This is a genomic window from Rubritepida flocculans DSM 14296 (assembly GCF_000425365.1).
In the GTDB taxonomy this organism is placed as follows: Bacteria; Pseudomonadota; Alphaproteobacteria; order Acetobacterales; family Acetobacteraceae; genus Roseococcus; species Roseococcus flocculans.
The window spans coordinates 61322-83188 of record NZ_AUDH01000002.1 but is presented as its reverse complement, the minus strand read 5'-3'; the positions used below and the strand labels follow the sequence as shown (position 1 = coordinate 83188).

At 74.8% G+C, this 21867-nt stretch carries 23 protein-coding genes; 8 read left to right on the top strand and 15 right to left on the bottom strand.

Features of this window, described 5'->3' with window-relative positions; translation table 11 throughout:
* Nucleotides 1–60 precede the first annotated feature (60 nt).
* The gene (lpdA, locus tag H596_RS0102905) at nt 61–1452 is read left to right on the top strand and encodes a dihydrolipoyl dehydrogenase (RefSeq protein ID WP_027283624.1); all 1392 of its coding nucleotides are present in this window, start codon (nt 61–63) and stop codon (nt 1450–1452) included.
* Between the two features lie 90 nt (nt 1453–1542).
* Here the strand turns inward: lpdA and H596_RS0102900 are convergent, their stop codons facing one another.
* The 3 genes from H596_RS0102900 to tcuA form a co-directional block, all read right to left on the bottom strand.
* On the bottom strand, nt 1543–2505 hold the full coding sequence (locus H596_RS0102900) for a Bug family tripartite tricarboxylate transporter substrate binding protein (RefSeq protein WP_037299802.1): 963 nt from the start codon (nt 2503–2505) through the stop codon (nt 1543–1545).
* Between the two features lie 140 nt (nt 2506–2645).
* Nucleotides 2646–3752: a tricarballylate utilization 4Fe-4S protein TcuB gene (gene tcuB, locus H596_RS19790; RefSeq protein WP_037299799.1), complete on the bottom strand. Its 1107-nt coding sequence runs from the start codon at nt 3750–3752 to the stop codon at nt 2646–2648.
* On the bottom strand, nt 3739–5133 hold the full coding sequence (tcuA, locus tag H596_RS0102890; RefSeq protein WP_027283622.1) for an FAD-dependent tricarballylate dehydrogenase TcuA: 1395 nt from the start codon (nt 5131–5133) through the stop codon (nt 3739–3741). Before tcuA ends, tcuB begins: the two co-directional genes overlap by 14 nt.
* 53 nt (nt 5134–5186) lie before the next feature.
* On the opposite strand from tcuA, the gene H596_RS19785 reads away from it, so the two are divergent.
* The gene (locus H596_RS19785; protein ID WP_051212283.1) at nt 5187–5849 is read left to right on the top strand and encodes a GntR family transcriptional regulator; all 663 of its coding nucleotides are present in this window, start codon (nt 5187–5189) and stop codon (nt 5847–5849) included.
* Here the strand turns inward: H596_RS19785 and H596_RS0102880 are convergent, their stop codons facing one another.
* From H596_RS0102880 to H596_RS0102860, 5 genes are all read right to left on the bottom strand, one after another.
* The gene (locus tag H596_RS0102880) at nt 5850–6803 is read right to left on the bottom strand and encodes a radical SAM protein (protein WP_037299796.1); all 954 of its coding nucleotides are present in this window, start codon (nt 6801–6803) and stop codon (nt 5850–5852) included.
* Nucleotides 6804–6865: 62 nt separating this feature from the next.
* Nucleotides 6866–7558 (bottom strand): TVP38/TMEM64 family protein, encoded by a 693-nt coding sequence (locus H596_RS19780; protein WP_037299794.1) that lies wholly within the window; start codon nt 7556–7558, stop codon nt 6866–6868.
* Nucleotides 7555–9015 carry a dihydrolipoyl dehydrogenase family protein gene (locus tag H596_RS0102870; protein ID WP_051212282.1) on the bottom strand — a complete coding sequence of 487 codons (1461 nt, stop codon included), beginning with the start codon at nt 9013–9015 and terminating at the stop codon, nt 7555–7557. Before H596_RS0102870 ends, H596_RS19780 begins: the two co-directional genes overlap by 4 nt.
* Nucleotides 9016–9060: 45 nt before the next feature.
* Entirely contained in the window at nt 9061–9849 is a 789-nt protein-coding gene (locus H596_RS0102865) for an enoyl-CoA hydratase-related protein (protein ID WP_169579842.1), read from the bottom strand.
* On the bottom strand, nt 9846–12641 hold the full coding sequence (locus tag H596_RS0102860; protein WP_027283618.1) for an Rne/Rng family ribonuclease: 2796 nt from the start codon (nt 12639–12641) through the stop codon (nt 9846–9848). The genes H596_RS0102865 and H596_RS0102860 overlap by 4 nt, the downstream gene beginning before the upstream one ends.
* Nucleotides 12642–13276: 635 nt before the next feature.
* On the opposite strand from H596_RS0102860, the gene H596_RS19775 reads away from it, so the two are divergent.
* The 6 genes from H596_RS19775 to H596_RS0102830 all read left to right on the top strand — a co-directional run bounded on the left by H596_RS19775 (nt 13277) and on the right by H596_RS0102830 (nt 18474).
* The gene (locus H596_RS19775; RefSeq protein WP_051212280.1) at nt 13277–14080 is read left to right on the top strand and encodes an N-acetylmuramoyl-L-alanine amidase family protein; all 804 of its coding nucleotides are present in this window, start codon (nt 13277–13279) and stop codon (nt 14078–14080) included.
* A gap of 110 nt (nt 14081–14190) precedes the next feature.
* A complete protein-coding gene (locus H596_RS0102850; RefSeq protein WP_051212279.1) occupies nt 14191–15369 on the top strand; it encodes a sodium/glutamate symporter in 1179 nt (392 codons plus the stop codon).
* Between the two features lie 128 nt (nt 15370–15497).
* Nucleotides 15498–15842 carry a hypothetical protein gene (locus tag H596_RS0102845; protein ID WP_027283616.1) on the top strand — a complete coding sequence of 115 codons (345 nt, stop codon included), beginning with the start codon at nt 15498–15500 and terminating at the stop codon, nt 15840–15842.
* 159 nt (nt 15843–16001) lie between these two features.
* The gene (locus H596_RS0102840) at nt 16002–17204 is read left to right on the top strand and encodes a transporter family protein (protein WP_156910010.1); all 1203 of its coding nucleotides are present in this window, start codon (nt 16002–16004) and stop codon (nt 17202–17204) included.
* On the top strand, nt 17204–17872 hold the full coding sequence (locus tag H596_RS0102835; RefSeq protein ID WP_027283614.1) for a C39 family peptidase: 669 nt from the start codon (nt 17204–17206) through the stop codon (nt 17870–17872). The genes H596_RS0102840 and H596_RS0102835 overlap by 1 nt, the downstream gene beginning before the upstream one ends.
* Nucleotides 17873–17874: 2 nt before the next feature.
* Nucleotides 17875–18474 (top strand): hypothetical protein, encoded by a 600-nt coding sequence (locus H596_RS0102830; RefSeq protein ID WP_027283613.1) that lies wholly within the window; start codon nt 17875–17877, stop codon nt 18472–18474.
* Between the two features lie 20 nt (nt 18475–18494).
* On the opposite strand, the gene purQ is transcribed toward H596_RS0102830, so the two are convergent.
* The 7 genes from purQ to H596_RS0102795 all read right to left on the bottom strand — a co-directional run bounded on the left by purQ (nt 18495) and on the right by H596_RS0102795 (nt 21847).
* Entirely contained in the window at nt 18495–19166 is a 672-nt protein-coding gene (purQ, locus tag H596_RS0102825) for a phosphoribosylformylglycinamidine synthase subunit PurQ (RefSeq protein WP_027283612.1), read from the bottom strand.
* A gap of 4 nt (nt 19167–19170) precedes the next feature.
* The gene (locus tag H596_RS0102820; RefSeq protein ID WP_027283611.1) at nt 19171–19524 is read right to left on the bottom strand and encodes a hypothetical protein; all 354 of its coding nucleotides are present in this window, start codon (nt 19522–19524) and stop codon (nt 19171–19173) included.
* Entirely contained in the window at nt 19521–19751 is a 231-nt protein-coding gene (locus H596_RS0102815; protein WP_027283610.1) for a hypothetical protein, read from the bottom strand. Before H596_RS0102815 ends, H596_RS0102820 begins: the two co-directional genes overlap by 4 nt.
* The gene (locus H596_RS0102810) at nt 19745–20008 is read right to left on the bottom strand and encodes a hypothetical protein (RefSeq protein ID WP_027283609.1); all 264 of its coding nucleotides are present in this window, start codon (nt 20006–20008) and stop codon (nt 19745–19747) included. Before H596_RS0102810 ends, H596_RS0102815 begins: the two co-directional genes overlap by 7 nt.
* Nucleotides 20005–20250: a phosphoribosylformylglycinamidine synthase subunit PurS gene (gene purS / locus H596_RS0102805; RefSeq protein ID WP_027283608.1), complete on the bottom strand. Its 246-nt coding sequence runs from the start codon at nt 20248–20250 to the stop codon at nt 20005–20007. The genes H596_RS0102810 and purS overlap by 4 nt, the downstream gene beginning before the upstream one ends.
* A gap of 45 nt (nt 20251–20295) precedes the next feature.
* The gene (purC, locus tag H596_RS0102800) at nt 20296–21060 is read right to left on the bottom strand and encodes a phosphoribosylaminoimidazolesuccinocarboxamide synthase (protein WP_027283607.1); all 765 of its coding nucleotides are present in this window, start codon (nt 21058–21060) and stop codon (nt 20296–20298) included.
* A 73-nt stretch (nt 21061–21133) separates the two neighbouring features.
* Entirely contained in the window at nt 21134–21847 is a 714-nt protein-coding gene (locus H596_RS0102795; protein WP_027283606.1) for an NRDE family protein, read from the bottom strand.
* Between the last annotated feature and the right edge of the window lie 20 nt (nt 21848–21867).

The window sequence follows — 21867 nt, the reverse complement described above, 5'->3', positions numbered from 1 at the left end:
GCTTGCCTTGCGGCCCGGGCCGGGCGATTTTCCCGCCCCGGTTGAGGCGAGGCCAGAGTCATGTCCGAGAGTTTCGACGTCATCGTGATCGGGGCGGGCCCCGGCGGCTATGTGTGCGCCATCCGCGCCGCGCAGCTCGGCATGAAGGTGGCCTGCGTGGAGAAGCGCGCCACGCTGGGCGGCACCTGCCTCAATGTGGGCTGCATCCCCTCCAAGGCGCTGCTGCAATCCTCCGAGCATTTCGAGGAGGCGAAGCACAAGCTGGCCGAGCACGGGGTGAATGTCGGCCCCGTCTCGCTCGACCTCGCGCGGATGCAGGCGCGCAAGGCCGAGGTGGTGGGCGCCAACGTGAAGGGCGTGGAGTTCCTGTTCCGCAAGAACAAGGTCACCTGGCTCAAGGGCGCGGGCGCCATCACCGCGCCGGGCAAGGTCAGCGTCGAGGGCAAGGAATACGCGGCGAAGCACATCGTCATCGCCACCGGCAGCGAGAGCATCCCGCTGCGCGGCGTGGAGGTGGACGAGAAGCGCATCGTCACCTCCACCGGCGCGCTGGAGCTCGCGCAGGTGCCCGGGCACCTCGTCGTGATCGGCGGCGGGGTGATCGGCCTCGAGCTCGGCAGCGTCTGGCGGCGCCTGGGCGCGGAGGTCACGGTGGTCGAGTATCTCGACGCCATCCTGCCCGGCATGGACGGCGAAATCCGCAAGCAGTTCGAGCGGATCCTGGCCAAGCAGGGCATGCGCTTCCGTCTGGGCACGAAGGTCACCTCCGCCAAGGCCGACGCGACGGGCGTCGATCTCACCCTCGAGCCCGCGGCCGGCGGCGCGCGGGAGACGCTGCGCGCCGATGTGGTGCTGCTCGCCATCGGCCGGCGCCCCTACACCGAGGGGCTGGGGCTGGAGGCGGTCGGCGTCGCGCTGGACGAGCGCGGCCGCATCCGCACCGACGCGCATTTCGCCACCAGCGTGCCCGGCATCTGGGCCATCGGCGACGCGATCGCGGGGCCCATGCTGGCGCACAAGGCCGAGGAGGAGGGCGTGGCGCTGGCCGAGCAGCTCGCCGGGCAGAAGCCGCACCTCAACTACGACACGGTGCCGAGCGTGATCTACACCTGGCCCGAGGTGGCCGCGGTGGGCGCGACGGAGGAGCAGCTCAAGGAACGCGGCGTGGCCTACAAGGCCGGCAAATTCCCCTTCATGGCCAATGGCCGCGCCCGCGCGATGGGCGAGCTGGACGGCTTCGTGAAGATCCTCGCCGATGCGAGGACCGACCGCGTGCTGGGCGCGCACATCATCGGCCCCGATGCGGGCACGCTGATCGCGGAGATCGCGCTCGCCATGGAGTTCGGCGCCTCGGCCGAGGATGTGGCGCGCACCTGCCACGCGCACCCCACGCTGAGCGAGGTGGTGAAGGAGGCGGCGCTGGCCGTCGAGGGGCGCGCGCTGCACATTTGATACGGCCGGCGGCAACGCCGGACGTATCGCGCACGCCGGGTTGGCGCGCAGCCGCCAGACCAACCCTGCGCGCAATACGGTCGGGGGGCGCTACTCCACGCGCAGGTTGGCGCGGCGCACGATGGCGCCCCAGCGCTCGCGCTCGGTGACGAGGAAGCGGGCGAAATCGGCGGGGCTGGGGCTGGTTTCCACCTCCACCCCGTTCTCCGCCAGGCGCGGGCGCACCGCCGGGTCCTCCAGCGTGGCGTTGAGCGCGGCGTGCAGCCGCTGGATGGCCTCGGGCGGCGTGCCCGCGGGCGCGAGCAGCCCGTACCAGGTGGCGCTGTCCAGCTCCGGAAAGCCCTGCTCGAAGGAGGTGGAGAGATCGGGCAGGATGGAGGCGCGCTGCCGCCCCGCCACCGCCAGCGCGCGCAGCGTGCCGGCCTGCAGGAAGGGCAGGAAGGGGGCGGCGGCGTTGGTGATCATCTGCACGCGCCCGGCCACCACGTCGGTCAGCGCCGGCGCGGTGCCGCGGTAGTGGATGAACACGATCTCGAAGCCGAGGGTGAGGGCGATCATCGCGCCCAGCGCATGCGCCGTGGTGCCCGCGCCGGGCGAGGCGAAGGTCATCGGCGGCTGGGCCGCGCGGCCGAACTCCCGCAGCTCGGCGAGGTTGCGCACCGGCACGCGCGGATCGATGGCGATGACGTTGGGCGCGGCCCCCATGTAGCCGATGGCGGCGAAGCCGTTCACCGGATCATAGGGGATGCGCGGGTGCACGAGGCTCGAGATGGTGAAGCTGCCGCTGCCCGCGAGCAGCAGCGTGTGCCCGTCGGGCGGCGCCTTCGCCACGATGTCATTGCCCAGTATGCCGCCCGCGCCGCCGCGGTTCTCCACCACCATGGGCTGGCCGAGCCGCGCGGCCATGCCCTCGGCGACGATGCGGCCCACGATGTCGTTCGAGCCGCCGGCGGTGAAGGGGATGACCAGCCGCAGCGGCCTGGCGGGAAAGGCCTGCGCCCGCGCCAGGGCGGGGGTGGCCAGCAGCATCAGCGCCGCGCGGCGTGCGATCATCCTCGTCTCCTCCCGTATCATGCCAGCGGCCGCCTTCCGTCGCGCGCAGCCGTGCGGCGCGGCCGCTGGCATGGCTTTGTTTTTGCACGCCGCCCGCCAAGCCGGCGCGCGCGATACGCCCGGCCATTCGGCCAGGCGGATCAGGCTCTCCCGGCCCGCTTCTCGCGCGCATGGCGCAGCAGCGCGAGGCCGCGATACGCCCCGTGCACCATCTTGCTGTAGGGCAGCAGCACGAAGAAGGCGAGCACGAAACCGAGGTGCAGCGCCAGCATCACCCCCATCGCCCCGGTGTGGCGCAGGGCCAGCAGCAGCAGCCCCGTGGCGGCGATGAGGAAGAGCAGCGCGAGCATCGCGTATTCGCCGCCCAGCAGCCGCTTCGCCACCGGCCCCGGGTCCGTCACGGTCTTCAGCCAGATCAGCCCGCCCGTGCCGATCATCAGCCCCACCCCGCCCCAGGTGCCGAGCTGCACCGGCAGGGAGAGGAAGGCGTGCGGCGACTTCCAGCCGAAGAGGTGGTGGTAGATCGCCCCCACCGTCGTCGCGGCGAAGCAGAGCAGGAAGCCGTAGAACATGGCGTGGTGCAGCCAGCGCTTCGTCATGCCGAAGCGGTCGTCGAGGTCGTTGCAGCCATGCCCCCCGCCGCCGAGGTGGCGCAGCGTCAGGATGTCGCCCGCCGCCTCCGTCACCGCGCCGAGGCTCGCCGGCGGCAGCCCCGCCCCGGGCGCCGTTCCCCGCCAGTAGCGCCAGGCGCCCATGCCCATGGCGAAGAGCCCCCAGCCGAAGCTGAGCCCCGCCATCCCCACCATCAGCCAGTAGGGGATCACGCGGAAGAAGGCGCCCGTGCCGGTCTGCGCGGTGTAGAGCACCGCGGGGTCCTGCAGCGCCATGGTCAGCAGCAGCACCAGCGTCACGGCGAGCACCGTGACGCCGACCACGACGCTGCCGTTGCGCTCGAACAGCCGCCCCATCGCGCGCGGCCAGGCGTATTCGGCGTAGCTCTCCTGGCGGAGCGTGGCGAAGGTGGCGGGGATGTTCACGCCGAAAGGGTGCGGCGGCGCATACTGGCAGGCGTGGTAGCAGCCCTTGCAGCCATGGCAGAGGTTGGCGAGATGCGCGAGATCGCCCTCCGAGAAGGCGCGGCGCATCGCCATGGCGGGAAACACCGCGCAATACCCCTCGCAGTAGCGGCAGGCGTTGCAGATCTCCATCTGCCGCCGCGCCTCGGCCAGCGTCTCAGTTTCGCGCAACTCTCGCCGCCTCCTCGCCAGCGATGCGTCCGAACACGGTGCCGATGGTCATGCCGAAGCCGGCGAGATAGCCCTGGCCGAGGATGTTGCCGGCCATGATCTCGCCGCTGGCGAAGAGGTTCGCGCTCGGCTTTCCGTCCTGCATCATCACCCGCGCGCGCTCGTTCACCTTCACGCCGAGGAAGGTGAAGGTGATGCCGGGCGCCAGCGGATGGCCGATGAATGGCGGCGTCTCGATGCGCCGCGCCCAGTGGCTCTTGGGCGGCGTCAGCCCCTCGGTGCGGCAGCCGTCGAGCTTGGTCGGGTGGAAGACGCCGGGGCGCACGGCCGCATTGTACTCGGCCACCACATGTTCGAGCCTGTCGGGATCGAGGCCGAGCATGCCCGCGAGTTCGCGGATGCTGCCCGCGCGCATGGGCGGGAAGACGCTCGGCAGGTAATCGGTCAGCGCGGTGCTGTCGGTGATGGCGAAGGCGCGGCTGCCGGGCTGCTGGGCGATGAGCCGCCCCCAGATGGCGTAGCGCTTGGGCCAGACATCCTCGCCCTCGTCGTAGAAGCGCTGGCAGTCCCGGTTCACGACGATGGAGAAGGGCACGCAGTCGAGCCGCATGGCGAGGCCGCCATCCTCCATCGGCGCGCGCGCGTCGTTCGCGACCGCGTGGAACTGTGTGGGGTCGCCCACCTCCTGCACGCCCTGGTCCAGCAGGTCGCGCAGCACGCGGCCCTGGGCGTAGGGCGTGCCGCGGATCTGGAAACGGTCCGCCGCATCGCCCCAGTAGCGGCGCAGCCAGTCGCGGTTGGCCTGGAAGCCGCCGGCGCTCGCCACCACCGCCTTGAAGCGCAGGCGCTGGGGAAAGCCGCGCCAGGAGAGGATGGCCTCGCGCGCGAAGCCCTCCTCCATCGCGATGTGCTGCACCTCGGTGTCGTAGAGGATGGTGACGCCGAGCCGCTCGGCCGTGCGATAGAGCGCGTTCACCAGCGCCTTGCCGCCGCCGAGGAAGAAGGCGTTGGTGCGCGAGAGCGAGAGCGTGCCCGAGAGCGAGGGCTGGAACACCACGCCGCAATCGGCCAGGAAGCCGGGCGCGTGCTCGCTGGCGCGGATGGTCATGCGCGCCAGCGCCTCGTCGGTGCGGCCGCCCGTCACGCGCAGCAGGTCGTCCCAGTATTCCTCCTCGAGGTAGCTCTCCGTCAGCACATCGGTCGGCGCGGGATGCAGCGCGCGGAGGTTGCGCGTGTGGCGGGAGTTGCCGCCGCGCATGGCGCGCGGCGCGTGCTCGGCCACCACCACGGAGGCGCCGGCCCGGCGCGCGGTGATGGCCGCGCAGAGGGCGGCATTGCCGCCGCCCACCACCAGAACGTCCCAGACCCGCTCGAAATCCATGCGGGTTTGTATCCCGCTGTATCCAGCCATGTCCAGCCAGGGTAGAATGGGCCATGGACACCCCGCCCGCCTCGGATGTGACCGCGCGGCTGCGCGCCGCCATCCGCGACGGCATCCTGCCCCCCGGCCAGCGCCTGACGGAGCAGGAGCTGGCGCGGCGCTTCGGCGTCTCGCGCACCCCCATCCGCCAGGCGCTGGCGCGGCTGGAGGCGGAGGGGCTCCTCACCCACGCCCCGCGCCGCGGCCTGACCGTGACGCGGCCCGACCACGCGCAGGTGGTGGAGCTCTACGTCATGCGCGAAATCCTGGAGGGGGCGGCGGCGCGGCTGGCCGCGCAGCACGCGAGCGAGGCGGAGCTCGCCGCCATGGCCGAGCTGCTGGAGCAGGAGCCCGCCCTGTTCGGCGATGCGGCGGCGCTGGCGGCGCTGAACCAGCGCCTGCACGGGCTGCTCTACCTGGCCGCGCACAACCGCTACCTGCTCAAGAGCCTCGAGCAGCTCTCGGCGCATCTCGCGCTGCTGCCCTCGCTGCTGACGCTGGAGGGCCGCGCGGAATCCGCCCATCGCGAGCACCTCGCCCTGCTGCGCGCGCTGACGGCGCGCGACGGCGAGGCGGCCGAGGCCGCCGCGCGCGCCCATGCCCGGGCGGCGCAGCGCCACCGCCTCGCCTGGCTCACCCGCACGCTGGGCGTGCCGCTGGCCGCGCCCGGGGCGTGATCAGCGCGAGCAGGCCGCCCCGCCCAGCACGCAGAAACGCGCGCAATGCGGGTGGTTCAGCGCCACCGGCCGCGCCGCCTCCGCCAGCGTCGCGCCCAGTTCGAAGCGCGGATCGTAGGCGAGCAGCGTGCAGGCCAGCACCGCCGCGCGCGGCGCGCCCTTGCGCCGCACCACCATGCGCGAGGAGGCGCACATCACGCTCTGCGGGGATTTGCCGAGAATGCCCCAGCAGGCGGTGGTGATCTCCGGCACGTCGCGCCCCGCGTCCATCTCGGGGAAGAGCATCAGCGCCACCGGGTCCGCCGCGTCCACCGCGATGCCGTGCGCGGCAAACAGCGCGGCGTAGCCCGCGCGCATCGCCGCCTCGCCCGCCTGCCCGAAGCCGGCGCGGCCCGCGACGTGCAGCGTGAAGCCCTCGCGCGCCAGCCAGCGCATCCCCTCCAGCGTGCGCGCGAAGCTGCCCGCGCCGCGCTCGAGGTCATGCGCCGCGGCGTCGTGATGGTCGAGGCTGACGCGCAGGATCAGCCGCTCCGGCCCGTGCCGGTCGAGCAGCGCGCGCAGCGCCGCGCGGTGGCGGCGCAAGGGCTGCATGGCGTTGGTCAGCACCAGGACGCGCAGGCCGCGGGCCAGAACCTCCTCCAGCATCGGCACCAGCTCGGGGTTCATGAAGGGCTCGCCGCCGGTGAAGCCCACCTCCTCCAGCGGCTGCCCGCGCGCCTCGTCGAGGAAGCGGCGCACCTCGTCCAGCGTCAGATAAGCCAGCGCGTCGTTGCGCGGGCTGCTCTCGATGTAGCAGTGGGCGCAGGCGATGTTGCACAGCGTGCCGGTGTTGAACCAGAGGGTGCGCAGCGCGCCCAGCGCCACCTTCGCGCGCGGCTCGCCCTTGAGCGTCACCTCCGGGTCCTGGAACTTGCGCGGATCGAGGCGCGGCGCCTCCTGCTGGCGGATGGACAAGGCCTGTTCCCTCTGGCGGCTCGGGGCTGCGCCGTCATGTAGGCGCGCCCGCGCCGGGCGCATCACCGCCGCTCCAGCCGCCGGCGGATGGGGATGGCGGCCAGGGCGAGCAAGCCGAGCCCGATCAGCCCCGCCAGCATGGCGGGCGAGAGCAGCCGCCCCGCATCGGGCGCCCCGCCCCCCTCCAGCGCCTCGCCCAGCCCCGCCCCGGTCAGGGCGATGAGCGCGGTGGCGGGCAGGATGCCGAGACAGGTCGTCGCGACATAGAGCGGCAGCCGCACCCCGACGAGGGCGGGAACGAGGTTCACCAGCACGAAGGGAAACAGCGGCACGAGGCGCAGCATGAGCAGGTAGGAGGCGGCGTCGCGCCGGATCGCCGCGGCCAGGGACCGGGCGCGCGGGCCGAGCCGCTCCAGCGCCGCCTCGCCCAGCAGCCGCCGCGCGACGAGGAAGGCCCCGGTGGCGCCCAGCGTCGCCCCCAGCACCGCCAGCGCCGCGCCCAGCCCCGCGCCGAACAGGAAGCCGCCCGCCAGGGTGAGGATGGCCGCGCCCGGCAGCGAGGCCGCCACCGCCAGCGCATAGAGCAGGACATAGCCGAGCGCGACGGCCGCCGGATCGCGCGCCACCAGGACGAGCAGCGCCTCCCGCCGCCGCGCCAGCGCCTCCAGCGAGAGAAGCTCCTCCACCCCCGCGAGCCGCAGCGCGAGCAGCAGCGCCGCCAGCGCGAGGAGCAGGGCGAGCCGCCTCCCGCTCACGGCAGCAGCCGCTGCAGCAGCCCCACCAGCCCGCGGGTGCGCGGGCCGAACAGCGCGGGGGTGTAGAAGCGCGCCGCCGCACGCTTCGAGATTTCGGAAAGGGTCGGATAAGGCAGAACCAGCCGCGCCACCGCGCCGATGCGCAGGCCCTGCTGCACCGCCAGCGCCCAGAGCCCGATCATCTCGCCCGCCCGCGGGGCCACCAGCGTCGCGCCCAGCACCCGCCCGGCCCCGCCCAGCACGATCTTCGCCAGCCCCTCCGGCGCGCGCTCGGCCACCGCGCGGTCATTGTGCGCGAGCGGCTCGCACAGCACGGTCACCGCCTCGCCGGCCTTGCGCGCCTCGGCCTCGGTCATGCCCACCTGGGCGAGCTCGGGGTCGGTGAAGGTGACGCGCGGCATCGCCCGGTCGTCGCGCGTCGCGGGGAGGCCGAGCAGCGCGTTGCGCAGCACCACCCCGGCCTGGGCCCCGGCCGCATGGGTGTAGAGCGGCCCGCCCGCCACGTCGCCGAGGGCGAAGACCCGCCGGTTGGTGGTGCGCATCCGCCCATCCACGGTGACGCCGCGCGGCGTGTGCGCGATGCCGGCCAGCTCCAGCCCCAGCCCCTCGGTGTTCGGACGCCGCCCGGTGGCCACCAGCAGATGCGAGCCGCGGAGGCTGCGTCGCAGCCCGTCCTGGTCGAACTCCAGCTCCACCCCCTCGCCCTCCGGGCCGGGGTTCGCCGCGGCCACGGCCGCCCCCTCCTCCACCGCCACCCCCTCGCGCCGCAGCGCCGCGCGGATCAGGGCGGCCGCCTCGGGCTCCTCGCGCGGCAGCAGGCTGGCGCGCTCCAGCAGCGTCACCGCGCTGCCGAGGCGGCGGAAGGCCAGCGCCATCTCCACCCCCACCGGCCCGCCGCCCAGCACCAGCAGATGCGCCGGGCGCTCCGCGAGGTCGAAGAGCGTCTCGTTGGTGAGGAAGGGCAGCGCGGCGAGGCCCGGGATGGGCGGGATGGCGGCGCGCGAGCCGGTGGCGAGGACGAAGCGCCGCGCGCGGATGGGCTGGCCCCCGGCCACCGCCTCGCGCGGGCCGGTGAAGGCGGCGGCGGCGCGGATCACCGTGCAGCCCAGCGCCTCGAAGCGCTCGGCCGAATCCTGCGGCGCGAGGGCGGCGATCACCTCGCGCAGATGCGCGCGCACCCGGGCGAACTCCACCTGGGGCTCGGGCACATCGAGGCCGAAGCGATGCGCCCCGCGCGCCGCCTGCGCGGCCGCCGCGGCGGCGAGCAGCGCCTTGGAGGGCACGCAGCCGGTGTTGAGGCATTCCCCGCCCATGCGGCCCCTCTCGACCAGCACCACCGAGGCGCCCATCTGCGCCGCCCCGGCCGCGACGGAGAGCCCGCCCGAGCCAGCGCCGATCACGCAGAGATCGGCGTGCAGCGTCCCGTTCCGGAGTTGCGGCCTGCGCGGCCCGGCCATCCCAGCCCCCTCGCCCCTCGCGCCGACGCCCGGCGCGCGGGCAGGCTACACCGCCCAGGCCGGTTTGCGCTTCTCCCGGAAGGCGGCGATGCCCTCTTCCGCCTCGGGGCCGGCGGCGGTGCGGGCGAAGGCGGCCACCCCGGCCTCGGCATAGCCCTCGGGCGCGACGGGGCCGAGCGCGGCGAGCAGCGCCTTGGTCTCGGCCAGCGCGCCCGGCGCGGCCTCGCGCAGCGCGGCGAGCAGGGCGGCGAGGCGCGCCTCCAGCGCCGCGCGGTCGGGCAGCACCTCGTGCACGAGGCCCATGGCGAGCGCGGCCGGCGCCTCCAGCACCCCGGCCTCCAGCACCAGCCGTGCGGCCTGGCTGCGGCCCATGCGCCGCACCAGCCAGGGCAGGATCTGCGCGGGCACCAGGCCGCGCCGCACCTCGGGCGCGGCGAAGCGGGCATCGGCGCTGGCGAAGGCGATGTCGGCCGCGCAGACGAAGCCGAGGCCGCCGGCATGGGCCGCGCCCTCCACGGCCGCCACCACCACCTGCGGCAGGGCGCTGAGGGCGCGCAGCCGCTCGCCCATGGCGCGGTTGCGACGCTCGCCGGCGGCCAGCCGCTCCTCCCGCGGCCCCTGGCCGACCTCGGTGAGGTCGAGCCCGGCGCAGAAATGCCCGCCCGCGCCGCGCAGCACCACCACGCGGGCCGTGCGGTCCTGCGCGAGCTCGGCCAGCAGCGCGTCCAGCGCCTCGCCCATGCCGCCGCCGATGGCGTTGCGCCGCTCGGGGCGGTTCAGGGTGACACGAACGACCGGCCCCTCGCGCGCGACGAGGACGGGCGGCGCGCTCACCGCTTCCACCAGCCCGCGCGGCGCGGCGCGACGGCCGCGACCTCCTCCACCGGCTTGGGCTGGATGGCGGGGCCGATGACCGGGGCGGGCGGCGGCTCGGGCGCGGCGGCCGAGGGCGCGGCCGGGGCCGGGACGGGCTCCGGCGTCGCGGCCGCGGCGGGCGCGGGCTCCGCCTCCGGCTCCGGGGCGGGCACGGGCTCGGGCGTCACGGCGAGGGGTTCGGAAGGCGGCGCGGGCGGGGCCGCGCGCATGGCCAGCGCGGCCTCGGCTGCGGCTTCGGCCGCCTCCAGCGCGGCGAGCACGCTGTCCGGCGCGCCGGCGAAGGGGTCGGCGGGGGTGGGGCCGGCATAGGCGGGCGGCGGGGCCGCGGCGGCCTCGCCCTCCTCCTCGCCCTCGGCGGCCTGGGCGGCGGGCTCGCCCTCACGCCGGCGGCGGCCGCCACGGCGACCCCGGCGGCGGCGGCCGCGTTCCTCCTCGCCGCGCCCGGCCTCGGCCGGGGCGCCCTCCTCGGCGGCGGCATCCTCGGCAGGGGCGGGTTCGGCCTCGGCGGCGGCATCCTCGGCGCCCTCCTCCTCGGCGGGGGCGGCGCCGGCCTCGGGGCGCTCGCCGGCCTCGGCGCGGCGGCCGCGGCCCCGGCGGCGACGGCGACGCCGGCTGCGCTCCTCCTCGGCGCCGGCGCGGGGCTCGGCGGCCTCGGCCTCGGGCGATTCCTCGGCCTCCTCCGCCTCCTCGGCCTCGGGGGCGTAGTCCATGCGCAGCGCGCTGGGCTTCTCCTCGGCCGGCGGGGCGGCGGGGGCGCGGCCGCGCTCGATGCGCGTCTCCGCGCCGCGCAGGCTGTCATCGGGCTCGAACAGCACGGCCACACCCCAGCGCCCCTCGATCTCGGCCAGCCGGTCGCGCTTGCGGTTGAGCAGGTAGAGCGCGACGGGGGTGGTCACGCGCACCGTGATCTCGGCGGCGCGGCGGCGGGCGCATTCCTCCTCGATGGCGCGCAGCGCGGCGATGGCGCTGCTCTCCAGGTTGCGCACCACCCCGCGCCCGTTGCAGTGCGGGCAGGTGACGAAGCTCTGCTCCGTCAGCGAGGGGCGCAGCCGCTGGCGCGACATCTCGAGCAGCCCGAAATGGCTGATGCGCCCCACCTGGATGCGCGCGCGGTCGTGCCGCAGCGCGTCCTTCAGGCGCTTCTCCACCATCGCGTTGTGGCGGTTGCTGTCCATGTCGATGAAATCGATCACGATCAGCCCCGCGAGGTCGCGCAGGCGGAGCTGGCGGGCGATCTCGTCCGCCGCCTCGAGGTTGGTCTTGAGCGCCGTGTCCTCGATGTTGCGCTCGCGCGTCGCGCGGCCCGAGTTCACGTCGATGGCGACCAGCGCTTCGGTCTGGTTGATGACGATGTAGCCGCCGGATTTGAGCTGCACCGTCGGCTCGTGCATCGCGTCGAGCTGGCTCTCCGCCTGGTAGCGCGAGAAGAGCGGCACCGCGCCGTCGCGATAGGCTTTGATCTTGCCCGCGTGCTCGGGCATCAGCATGCGCATGAACTCGCGCGCCTGGCGGTAGGCCTCGTCGCCCTCCACCAGGATTTCGTCCATGTCGCGCGCGTAGCCGTCGCGGATGGCGCGCTTGATGAGGTCGGCCTCCTCGTAGATCAGCGCGGGCGCGGTGGAGGCCAGGGTGCGCTCGCGGATGTCGTCCCACAGGCGCAGCAGGTATTCGCAGTCGCGCTTGATCTCGGGCTTGGGCCGCTGCGCGCCCGCGGTGCGCACGATCAGCGACATGCCGCGGGGCAGCTCCAGCTCCTCGATGATCTCGCGCAGGCGGCGGCGATCGGCCGCCGAGGTGATCTTGCGCGAGACGCCGCCGCCGCGCGGCGAGTTGGGCATCAGCACCGAGAAGCGCCCGGCGAGCGAGATGTAGGTGGTCAGCGCCGCGCCCTTGGTGCCGCGCTCCTCCTTCACCACCTGCACCAGCATGATCTGCCGGCGGCGGATCACCTCCTGGATCTTGTAGTTGCGCAGGAAGCGGGGCGTGGCGCGGCGTTCGCGCGCGCGCTCCTCCGCCTCGGCCTCCGCATCGCCCTCGGCGTCGCCCTCGCCCACGCCGATGGTCTCGGGCGGAGGAAGGTCGGAGGGCGGGAGGATCTCGACGCGGCCGTTCGCCTCCTCGCCGTTCGCCTCCTCGCCGGGGGCCTCCTCGCCGGGGGCCTCCGGGGCGGCCTCGGGAGCGAGGCAGGGGGCGGCCTCGCCGGCCGGGTCGTCGGCCAGGGGCTCCTCGCCCGCAGCCTCCTCGCCGGCCAGCACGGCCTCGGCGGCGGCGCGGGCGGCGGCCTCCGCCTCGAGCTGCGCGGCGAGCGCCTCGGGGCTCGGCGCGTCCTCGCCCTCGGCCGGGGCGGGCGGGGTGGTGGCGTCGAGAATCGCCTGGGCGGCGGCGCGGGCGGCCTCGCGCCGGGCCAGCGCCTGGGCGCGGCGCTCCTCCTCGCGGGCCTCGGCCTCGGCCTCCTCGCGGGCCTCGGCCTCCTGCATCTCGATCAGCTTCTGCCGGTCGGCGACCGGGATCTGGTAGTAGTCCGGATGGATTTCGCCGAAGGCGAGGAAGCCGTGCCGGTTGCCGCCATACTCCACGAAGGCGGCCTGCAGGCTGGGTTCCACCCGCACCACGCGGGCCAGGTAGATGTTGCCCTTGAGGGGAAGCCGGTTGGCCGCCTCGAGGTCGAACTCCTCAACGCGGGAGCCATCCATCACGACCACCCGGGTTTCTTCCGGGTGGGCCGCGTCGATCAACATGCGCTTGGTCATGCGGGAAACACTCCGCGCGCCGGCTGGCCGGCTCCCGTAGCGGGGGCAGGGCCGGGCGGACGCGCAAGGGGGAGGGAAGGACGGATTCCGGGCGGGGTCTGAACAGCGGCGATGTCGGCGACATCGAGCCTCGGTCCTCGCTCGGGGGCGCTCCGGAGCCGTTCGCCCGGCGGCGGGGACGGCGGGCCGGAGGGCCCAATGGCGTTACCCCCACTCATGTGCGCCCGACGCGGGCGGGCGACCTTGCGGCACCGCCGGCCTCCGCGTCGGGCGCGAGGGGGCGATGCACCGCGGGCGCGCGGGCGGAACCGGCCGGGCCTGCGGGGCGGGCGCGATGTCGGCGCGCGCCGGGCCTCGGCGGGGGCCGCCGCGCTGCGCCGGCTGGCCGCGCCGGGATGGCGCGCCCTGGCCGGGGGCGGCTTGCGGCCCCGTTCCGCCCGCAGCGCCGGTCGCTGGGGCAGCCCACCTTACGCGGCGCGCCGCCCCCCCACAAGGGCAGCCCCCCTTCCCCCTCGGCGCCGACCCGGCCGGTCTGCCCAGCGCGCGGGCGGGATGCCCGGAGGCGAGGCAGACTCCCCTGGATTTCCCCAGGCATTACCCGCTATGGTTGCGCCGCGCGATGGGGGTCGCGCCGCATGAGGGGGTTCACTCGCCGTTCCTGGCTGGGCGGATGGCTCGGCCTTGCCGCCGCACCGGCGGGCGCGCAGACGCGCCCGGCGCCGCGCCGCCCCGCGCCGGCGGGGCTGCTGCCGCTCGTCATGCTCGACCCCGGCCATGGCGGCGCGGACCCCGGCGCCATCGGCCCCCGCGGCACGCAGGAGAAGCGCATCACCCTGCTGCTGGCGCAGGAGCTGCGCCGCGCCCTCGAGGCCGGCGGGCGCTGCCGCGTGGCGCTGACCCGCAGCCGCGATGCCTTCCTCCCCCTCGCCCGGCGCGTGGAGATGGCGCGCGAGCAGGAGGCGGCGCTGCTGCTCTCCCTGCACGCGGATGCGCTGCCGGGGCCGCAGGCGGCGCAGGTGCGCGGCGCCTCGGTCTACACCCTCGCCGAGCAGGCCTCCGACGCGCTGGCCGCCGCCCTGGCCCGGCGCGAGAACCAGGCGGACCTCGCCGGGGGGCTGCGCCTGCCCTCGGTGCCGCCCGAGGTGCAGCGCATCCTGCTCAGCCTGATGCGGCAGGAGACGCGCATCGCCTCCGAACGCCTCGCCCGCCTCGCGATCCAGGCGCTGGAGGGCGATGTGCCCCTGCTGCCCCAGCCGCTGCGCCGCGCCGGCTTCGTGGTGCTGAAGGCGCCCGATGTGCCCGCCGCGCTGGTGGAATGCGGCTTCCTCTCCCACCCGCTGGACGAGGCGCTGCTGAACAGGGCGGATCACCGCACGAAGCTGGTCACGGCCCTCGCCCAGGGGGTCCATGCCTTCCTCGGGCGGCGGCAGGTGACCTGACGGGGGCGGCGGTCAGGCCGGCCGCATCGCCTGGCTTCCGCGCGCGCCCCGTTGCGGCGCAGCGCCGCGGCTGCCACCCTCCGCCCGCGCAGGGAGCCGGGGGCGGTGGAATGGAAGGCGATGCGCTCGCAGGGCTGGGGCTCGCCGCGGGGGTTCTGCTGCTCGGCCGGCTGCTGCATGCGCGGCTGCCCGCCCTGGCCGGCTGGAACATCCCCGAAGCGGTGACGGGCGGGCTGCTGCTCGCGCTGGCCGCCTGGGCGGCGCAGGCCCTGCTCGGCTGGTCGCCTCCCGGCAACGCGGCGCTGCGCGAGCCGATGCTGCTGGCCTTCTTCGCCGCCATCGGCCTCTCGGCCGATCTCGGCAGCCTGCGCGCGGGCGGGCCGGCGCTGGCCCGGCTCGGCGTGCTGGTCGCGCTGTTCATCCTGGCGCAGAACCTGCTCGGCATCGGGCTCGCGCTGCTGCTCGGGCTCGATCCGCTCATCGGGCTGCTCGCCGGCTCGATCACGCTGGTGGGCGGGCATGGCACGGGGGCGGCCTTCGCGGCGCTCTTCGAGTCGCGGCACGGGCTGGAGGGCGCCAGGGAGGTGGCGCTGGCCGCGGCCACTCTGGGCATCGTGCTGGGCGGGCTGCTGGCGGGGCCCTCCGTGCGGGGCCTCCTGCCCGCCGGCGCGGCGCGGCGCGGACCGGCCTCCCCGCCCGCCCCCGCGCCGCCTGCGGCCTCGGCGGAGGCCGTGACCGGCGCCCTCGCCCTGGTGCTGCTGACGGTTGTGGGCGGCGCCTGGATCGCCGCCCGCGCCGCGGCGCTGCCGGCGACGCTGCCGGACTTCCTCTGGCCCCTCTTTCTTGGCGTGCTGCTGCGCAACCTGGTGCTGGGCCCGCTCGGCGTCGCGCCGGAGGCGGCGGCGATGGATCTGGTGCAGGCGCTGGCGCTGGCCTTCTTCCTCGCGCTGGCCATGGCCGCGCTGCGGCTGGGGGAGGTGGCGGCCCTCGCCCTGCCGCTGCTGCTCATCATCGCCGCCCAGGCGGCGCTGACCATCGCCTTCACGCGCTGGCTCTGCTTCCGCGCCCTGGGCGGCGACGCCGAGGCCGCGGTGACCAGCGCGGGCTTCTGCGGCTTCGCGCTCGGCTCCACCGCCACCGCCCTCGCCACCATGCGCGAGATGGAGCGCGCGCACGGGCCCATGCCGCAGGCCATTCTCGTCGTCTCGCTCACGGCGGGGCTGGTGACCACGCTCGCCAACGCGGTGATCCTGAGCGCGCTGCTGGCCCTGCCGCTCTTCGCGCGGTGAGGCGGGCGCGAACGATGCACGGGCGCACCGGATGAATTCCGCGCCACCCGTCCCGATCGGCGTTGACGCGAAGGGGGCGGAGGGGGCGAAATCCGCGACGTCATCAATAATTCATGAGGAAGACAGCCATGCGTCGCGCCCTTCTCAATCTCCTGTTGGCGATGGGGCTGTGCGGGCTCCTGTCTGCCCCCGTCCAGGCCGAGCGCAGCCCGGTCTTCGGCTCGGCCGAGGTGACGGTCATGTCGCCCGAGGCGGCGAACGAGGTGACCGCCAAGGGCTACTGGGCGGACTATTATGGCTATTACGCGATGGACGCGGCCTATACGGCCTATGTCTACGCCTATTACGCCCGGTATTACGCCGCGGCGAACAGCAGCACCGAGCAGAGCTGGTACTACACGGCCATGCTCAACGCCTATAACGCCTACATCTACTCCTACTACGCCTATCTCTACTCCTACTACGGGTATTGATACGGCGGGCGGCGGCGCCGCGCCCGTCCGGCCCGGCGACGCGCCCCAACAAGGGCATCCCCGCGGCCGCGCCGCCTTCTCGCGGGTCCGCAGAAGGCGGCCGCCGGCATGAGAGAGTGACCAAAGGCGCCCGCCGGGGCGCGCCGGAGGCCGATTCGCGTGCAGGGTTCTGAACCGATGTGCCGGGCCTCGCCCGGCCCTCTCCTGCTCTCCCTCGCCCTGCTCGCGCTGGGTGGCGCGGCCCAGGCGCAGACCGTCTCCGCGCAGGAGGCCGCGCTGCTGGAGCGCATCCGCCTGCTGGAACAGCGCCTGGAGCAGTTGGAGCGCCAGGCCCGCCCCGCCGCACGGCCGGCCGCCGCCCGGGGGGCGAGCGCGGCCCCCGGCGCCGGCGCAGCGCCCGCCCCCTCGGCCCCCGCATCACCGCCCCCGGTGCGCCTCTCGCCGCAATCCCCGGCCCCGCCCCCCTCCCCCCAGGCCGGCGCGCCCCTGCCCGCCGTCCAGGCCAGCGCCATCGGCCGCCAGGGCGCCGAGGCCGAGGAGGTGCCGCAGGAGGCCTTCATCTTCCGCGACCAGGCCGTGACCCTGCGCCCCGGCCGCTTCGAGGCTTCCTTCGACCTCGGCTACGCCCGCCACCGCCGCACCCTCTCGGCCGACCGCCTGCTCACCGGCACCGCCACGCTGCGCGCGGGCGTGATGGAGGGGGTGGAGGCCTCGCTCAGCCTGCCCTTCTTCCACTCCACCCGCGCCATCGAGACGGGCCCCGGCCTGGTGAGCGACCGCGAGCTGACGCGGCTCGGCGACATCGCGCTGCAGGTGAACATCCGCGGCTGGGGCGAGCGGGAGCTGCGCCCGGGCGCGGTGTTCAGCCTGGGCGTGGTGGCGCCCACCGGCCCCTCGCCCTTCCTGCGCCCGCCCCAGGGGCTGACCGAGCAGGCGATCCCGGTGGACCCGCTGCGCCTCTACAACGCGCGCGGCGCCTGGGCCGTGCGGCTGGGCGCGCAGTTCTTCAAGACCTTCGACCCGATCATGGTCTTCGCCGGCGCCTCCTACGAGCACGCCTTCGAGGCCGAGCGCCAGGGCGTCGCCTTCCAGCCGGGCCGGCGCATCAACTACAATGCGGGGATGAGCTTCGCGATGAGCGAGCGCTCCACGCTCGGGCTCAGCTTCCTCGGCTCCTACACCACGCGGCTCAGGGCGGGCGGCATCGCCTACCGCCCCACCGCCATGGAGACGGGCGCGCTGCGCTTCGCCCTGGTGCAGAAGATGGCCGAGAGCCTCTGGGTGGAGCCCTCCCTGGTGCTCGGCCTGGTGCAGGAAAGCCCCTCCTTCCAGCTCGGCCTCGGGCTGCGCTACCGCTTCTGATGCCCGCGCGCCGCGCCCTGCTGGCCCTGCCCGCCCTGCTGGCCCTCCCCGGCGGCCCGGCCGCGGCGGAGGAGATGCGCCGCCCCCTCTCCTGGCAGCAGCGCCGCTTCCGCCATGTGGTGCGCCAGGTGCTGGAGTTCTCCTGCGGCAGCGCCTCGCTCGCCACCATCCTCACCTATTTCCTCGGCCGGCCCACGGGCGAGGCCGATGTCATCACGGTGCTGCGCGAGCGCTACCCCACGCGCGAGGCCTGGCGGGAGCGCGCGGAGACGGGCTTCTCCCTGGGCGATCTCATCTTCGCCGCCGAGCGGCTGGGCTTCGCCGCCCAGGCCGCGCGCGTGCCGGTCGAGCAGCTCGGCCGGGTGGCCGGGCCGCTGGTGGTGCATCTCGACAAGGGGCGCTGGCAGCATTTCTCGGTGCTGCGCGCGAGCCATGAGGGGGTGTTCTACCTGGCCGATCCGATGGTGGGGCAGACCAGCATGCTGGAGGGCGGCTTCCGCCGAGAATACACCGGAGCGGCGCTGGCCGTCTGGCGGCGGGGCGAGGCGCTGCCCACGCGCTCGCCCCTGCAGGTGATCCGCGACGGGATTTCGGTGGAGCGCAACCTCGCCGACGCGGTGCGGGCCGTGGGGCTGATGCCGCGCGGCGACTTCGCCCTGCCCTTCTGACGATGCGCGCCGCCGCCTGCCTCGCCGCGCTGCTCGCCCTCGCCGCCCCGGCGAAGGCCGATCCGCGCTGCGCCCGGCTCGGCCAGCCCTCCTACAGCGCCACGCGCGTCACGCTCGGCCCCGGCGCACCGCCACCCGTGCGGGTGTTCTTCGCCGAGGGGCGCATGCGCATCGAGGCCCCCTCCCCCCATGGCGGGCCGGGGCGGCTCGTCACCCTGCTCAGCCCCGAGGGGCGGATCGTCTTCGACACCGCGGCCAACCCCCCGGTGGCGCTGCGCCTGCCCGCCCCGCGGCGCCCGCCCATCCCGCCCGAGGCGCTGCGCCAGCGCGAGGAACGCGGGCGCGAGGGCGTGACGCTGATCACCGAGCTGCAGGAGGAAGGAGGGCGCTGGCGCGAGACGGAGCGCGTGCTCTGCCGGCCGGATGGCGTGCTGCTGTGGGCGCGGCAGATGGCGCCGCAGGGCGGGCAGCTCGTGGCGACGGAGTTCCGCCAGGAGGAGATCCGCCTCGGCCCGCAGGACCCCGCGCTGTTCCGCCCCCCGCCCGGCTTCGCGCTGCGCGAGCCGCCGCCCGCCCCGCCAGGCGCGGGGCCGCGGCGGTAGGGGGGAGGTATTCCCGCCCTTCAGGCCGCGAGGCTCTCCACGATGGAGGTGAAGACCGGCAGCCCCTCGGTGCCGCCCACCAACGGGTCCACGCAGTTCTCGGGGTGCGGCATCAGCCCGAGCACCCGCGCATTGGGCGAGCAGATGCCCGCGATGGCGTTGAGGCTGCCATTGCGGTTCTCGTCGGCGTAGCGGAACACGACGCGCCCCTCGCCCTCCAGCTCCGCCAGCGTCGCGGGGTCGCAGAAATAATTGCCGTCGCCATGCGCCATGGTGGCGCGGAAGGTGGCCCCTTGCTGGAAATGCGCGGTGTATGGCGTGTCCGCGCGCTCCACGCGCAGCGTGCAGTCCATGGCTAGAAAGCGCAGGCTGGCGTTGCGCAGCAGCGCGCCGGGCAGCAGCCCCGCCTCGGTGAGGATCTGGAAGCCGTTGCACACCCCCAGCACATGCCCGCCCCGCGCCGCGAAGTCCCGGACCGCCGCCATGACGGGCGAATGCGCGGCCATGGCCCCGCAGCGCAGATAGTCGCCATAGGAGAAGCCGCCGGCCAGCACCACGAGATCGAGCCCCGGGGGCAGCGCCGTCTCGCGGTGCCAGAGCATGAGAGGCTTGCGGCCCGAGGCGCGCTCCAGCGCGATGGCCATGTCGCGCTCGCGGTTGGTGCCGGGGAAGACGCAGATGGCGGCCTTCATGGGGTCAGCCCTCCGGGGAGACGGGCGCGCCGCGGGGCGGCCGCATGGGAAACAGGTGCCGCCAGGTCTCGCCCGGCAGGCGCGCATGCTCGACGGCGCGCCACTCGATCTCCGGCCAATCCAGCGGCGCGCCCGCGAGCGCGCCGAGGGCGAGCCCCGCGAGCAGCAGCACCGGCGAGAGCAGCATGGCGCCGACGAACAGCGTCGCGGGCGGCAGGCCCTCGCGCCAGCGCCGGGGCATGAGCAGCAGAAGAAGCAGCGAGAGCGGCGCGGCCGCCACCGCCATGGCGCCGAACACCATGCCGAACACGCCCGCGGGCAGCAGAAGAAGCAGCAGGAAGGCCCACAGCAGGCTCACCCCTGCGCCACGCGCAGCCAATGCAGCGCGCCCAGGATCACGCTGGTGCCGATGGCGGCGATGGCGGCGGCCGTCACCGCCCGGTTCGCCTTCGCCTTCTGCCGGGCGAACCAGCCCTGGCGCGGCGGCGGCGGCTGGTGGGCGGCGAGCCGCCGCTCGCGCCAGCCGAGCCCCATGAAGACGAGCACGGTCAGCACCGCCATCATCACCATGGAGGCCTTCACCATGGGTAGAGGATCCAGCCCAGCGGGTCGCGCCAGCCCTCGATGGCGAGGCTGATCGGCCAGAACAGCCCGCCCAGGAAGGCCTTGGAGAGCAGGAAGAAGAGCTGCGCCGTGTGGTGCTGCGCCGGAACCTCGAGCGGCGGGCCGAACAGCAGGAAGGCCGCGGTGCTCAGCACCCGCCAGGCGGCGAGCCCGCCCGAGACGAGCAGGAAGGCGCGCAGGCCGCGCGGCATGGGCGCGGGGGTGGTGGCGCCGCTCACGCGATCTCCACGGTGAAGCTCTCGATCACGGTGTTGGCGAGCAGCCGGCGCGCCATCTCCTCGCCCATGGCCCGGGCGCGGGCGGGGTCGCTCTCCTCCACATCCACCAGCATCACCTTGCCCACGCGCACCTCGCGCACCCCCGCGAAGCCGAGGCCGCCCAGCGCGCGCTCGATCGCCTTGCCTTGCGGATCGAGAACCCCCGCCTTCGGGAAGACTGTCACGCGCAACCTCGTCACCATCCGGCACTCCCGCACAGAACCCTCGCGTCCTCCGAGGGCGAAGATCTACTGCATCACCTCGGGGCCCTTGAGGTCGCGGATCCCCGCCTCGGGCAGGATGCCCAGCCGGCGCGCGACCTCCTGGTAACCTTCCTCCACCTTGCCCAGGTCGCGGCGGAAGCGGTCCTTGTCCATCTTCTCGCCGGTCTTGGCGTCCCACAGCCGGCAGTTGTCGGGGCTGATCTCGTCGGCGAGGACGATGCGCATCTCGTCGTTCTCCCACAGCCGGCCGAACTCCAGCTTGAAGTCCACCAGCGTGATGCCGACGCCGAGGAACAGGCCCGAGAGGAAGTCGTTCACCCGGAGCGTGAGCTGCACGATGTCGTCCAGGTCATGGGTGGAGGCCCAGCCGAAGGCGGTGATGTGCTCCTCGCTCACCATCGGGTCCTGGAGCGCGTCGTTCTTGTAGTAGTACTCGATGATGGAGCGCGGCAGCCGCGTGCCCTCCTGGATGCCGAGCCGCGTGGCCAGGCTGCCGGCGGCGACGTTGCGCACCACCACCTCGAGCGGGATGATCTCCACCTCGCGCACGAGCTGCTCGCGCATGTTGAGGCGGCGGATGAAGTGCGTGGGGATGCCGATCTCGCCCAGGCGCTGCATCAGGTATTCGCTGATGCGGTTGTTCAGCACGCCCTTGCCGGTGATGGTGCCGCGCTTCTGCGCGTTGAAGGCGGTGGCGTCGTCCTTGAAGTACTGGACGAGGGTGCCGGGCTCGGGGCCCTCGAACAGGATCTTGGCCTTGCCCTCGTAGAGCTGGCGGCGGCGAGCCATGGCGGCGGGTCCTTGGTGGGAAAGCGAAGCGGAGCCTTGATATAGCAAGGCTTGCCCATGCGTGCCACGCGGGTCAGTCGAGCGGCAGGGGCAGGAAGGGCGCGCGGTCGGGCGGGCCGGCGGCGAAATGCCAGAGCCGCTCGCCCGAAGCGCCGAGCGCCAGAAGCGAGCTGCACAGCGTCCCGAAGCCGCCGAGCGGGGGGATGTTCAGCGCCTCGGCCGCCGCCCCGGCCGAATCGGCCAGCAGGGCCGGCCAATCCCCCCAATCGGGCGGGGCGGGCGGGCGGGCGGCGGCGAAACGCGGCAGGTGGCGGGCGATGCGCGGGCTGGCGAGATCGTTCGGCGGATGCGCCGTGATCATGGCGAGGCCGGGCGGCAGCGCCCGTGCCTCGGGCCGCCCCTCGCCCGCGCCCAGCACGAACCAGGCGCCCTCGGCATCGGCCAGCACGGCGTGGAAGGGGCGCCAGAGGCCGGCGTCGAGCACGGCGAGGCGGGCGGCCGCCCCGGCGGCGCTGGCCGCCTCCAGCGCGAGGAGCGGCAACTCCCCGCGCGAGCGCTTCCCCGCCTCCGGCCCCAGGCTGCCCGGGCGGTTGAGCACGGCGGCGACCACGCCCGCGCGGTTCATGGCCATCCAGGTGCCGCCCGCCATCGCGTCGCGGCCGCCGATCAGGCCGGGCCAATGCGCGGCCGGGGCGTCCCAGCGGCGGTCCAGCCGCTCGTCGCGGTTCGCGGCCAGCAGCATCGGCCAGGCCTCGCCCGGCCGGTGCAGCAGGATCACGGTGCACATGCCCCGCTTATGCAGGGACG